2 protein-coding genes are annotated in these 2,031 nt (G+C 39.7%); both read right to left on the reverse strand.

Annotated elements, in window-relative coordinates; all coding sequences use genetic code 11:
* Window positions 1-67: 67 nt before the first annotated feature.
* Window positions 68-1,162: a methylmalonyl Co-A mutase-associated GTPase MeaB gene (gene meaB, locus Q8907_16685; GenBank protein MDP4275905.1), complete on the reverse strand. Its 1,095-nt coding sequence runs from the start codon at window positions 1,160-1,162 to the stop codon at window positions 68-70.
* A 67-nt stretch (window positions 1,163-1,229) separates the two neighbouring features.
* The coding region (locus tag Q8907_16690; protein MDP4275906.1) for a DUF1573 domain-containing protein at window positions 1,230-2,031 on the reverse strand (802 nt) is incomplete at its 5' end.

Genomic DNA, 2,031 nt, shown 5'->3' on the forward strand with positions numbered 1-2,031 from the left:
CCGGTAATCATCAGACAAGGTATAGGAATTATTGAATAAATGATTGTTTAATCCGTTACCAGTAGTTTTATCTTTTTTTATAATACTCAGCCAACAGAATTTTTGCTGCCGTAAATGAACTGATCTTTTCATCCAGCACATCTTTTTCAAATTGAGAAAGTTTATGTGCCAGATGGGGCTGGTTATAAAAATTCTCTTTCAGGCTTTCTTCAATGGTCTGATACATCCAGTATTTTGATTGTATCTTTCTTCTGTTTTCAAAATAATTATTCTTCTTTGTAAAAGCATGGTACTCTTCAATAGTATGCCATATTTCCTCTATACCCGTATCGGTTTTGGCGGAACAGGTAAGTACTTTTGATGTCCATCCCGATTCATTGGGAGGGAACAAATGAATGGCATTCTGATATTCAACCCTGGCCAATTCTGCTTTCTGGATATTGGATTTATCGGCTTTAGTAATGGCTATGGCATCGGCCATCTCCATGATGCCTCGTTTTATGCCCTGAAGTTCGTCACCGGCACCGGCAAGCATCAGCAAGAGGAAAAAATCGACCATGGAATGGACAGCGGTTTCCGACTGCCCAACACCGACTGTTTCCACAAATATCGTATCAAAACCTGCAGCCTCGCAAAGAATGATGGTCTCACGGGTTTTCCTGGCCACTCCGCCTAAGGAACCGGCAGAAGGGGAAGGACGGATATAGGCATTCGGCTCCGTCGATAATCTCTCCATCCTGGTCTTATCCCCTAAAATACTTCCCTTGGATAACTCACTACTCGGGTCAATGGCCAAAACCGCAAGTTTCCTGTTTTTCCGGATCAGATCCATTCCCAATGCTTCGATAAATGTACTTTTACCTACACCCGGGACCCCGGTGATCCCTATCCTGATAGATTTTGAAGCATAAGGCAGGCAACGTTCTATCAATTTTTCAGCGATCTCCTTATGAGCCGGGAGGGAACTTTCAATCAATGTTATGCTTTGACTTAGAATTGTGCGGTTTCCACTCAGAATTCCTTCTACATATTCGTCAATAGAGATTTTTTGCTTCCTTTTCTTTTTAAAAAAACGTTTTATGGCATCTTCACTTACAATGGGAGGTTGCTTTATCCCCCGGTTAACCTTTAATGCACTTTTATTTTGGGAAGTATCATCCATCTTATAAGATTTGATTTTGGACCAAAAATACTCATTTTATTAGTTCTGAAAAAACTGCCCCCTCCTCTTACTTTTCAACATTCCCTTTCAGATAAAGGGTGATATTGGGTTTCTTAGGATCATTTGTAATGACGTTAATGGTTTTTAATTGCCGCCCTTCCTTCCCATAAGGATCAAATTGAATTTTCAACATGCCTGATTGCCCAGGGTGAATATCCGCTTCATCGAAGTTTACTGTTGTACAACCGCAACTTGTCTTTACTTTATGAATGGTCAAATTGCTTTTCCCCTTATTGGTCAGGACAAAATCATGCTGTATCTTCTGATTTCTTTTAATAGTCCCAAAATCGTAAGTGGTTTCTGCAAATTCAAGATTAGGGGCATCCGCTATTTGCCTGGGGCTAAGCTTTGAAAAATCTTCTTCAATTGAAGCACTTACATAAAAATAGTAGTTATCAGATGAATGATGATTAATGGTGAAATTTATTTTGTCGGATACAAACCCGAAATCATTTTTTAAGGAAGCTTTATATTTTATTTTAATGACACTTTTTGCCCTGGGTTTAATTTTCAGCGGTTTAACAGATGCTTCCAGATAAGGGGGCAGGGCAGCAAAAGAAATCAGCAACATACTGTCGGAAGTATTAATCACATCAACTGAAGAGTTGACAATCTGCGAATTTTTTATATTGCCCAATGCAAGGTGGCTGGTTTTAGCCCTTAACGGCCCCATCGAAACAGGATAAAAATCTTCTACAGATTTAGGCTTTTCGATCACCTCTCCCGAAATTTTAAGCTCAACCGATGAAGAATATTCCGAATTTGAAAAGACTCTGATCGTTTTGCTGAAAACACCGGGCCTGTCCAGG

The organism is Bacteroidota bacterium (genome assembly GCA_030706565.1).
Taxonomy (GTDB): Bacteria; Bacteroidota; Bacteroidia; order Bacteroidales; family JAUZOH01; genus JAUZOH01.

Bases quoted from the DNA above. Each gene is read 5' to 3' on its own strand.
- meaB (MDP4275905.1), bottom strand. From the start codon at position 1,162: ATGGATGATACTTCCCAAAATAAAAGTGCATTAAAGGTTAACCGGGGG.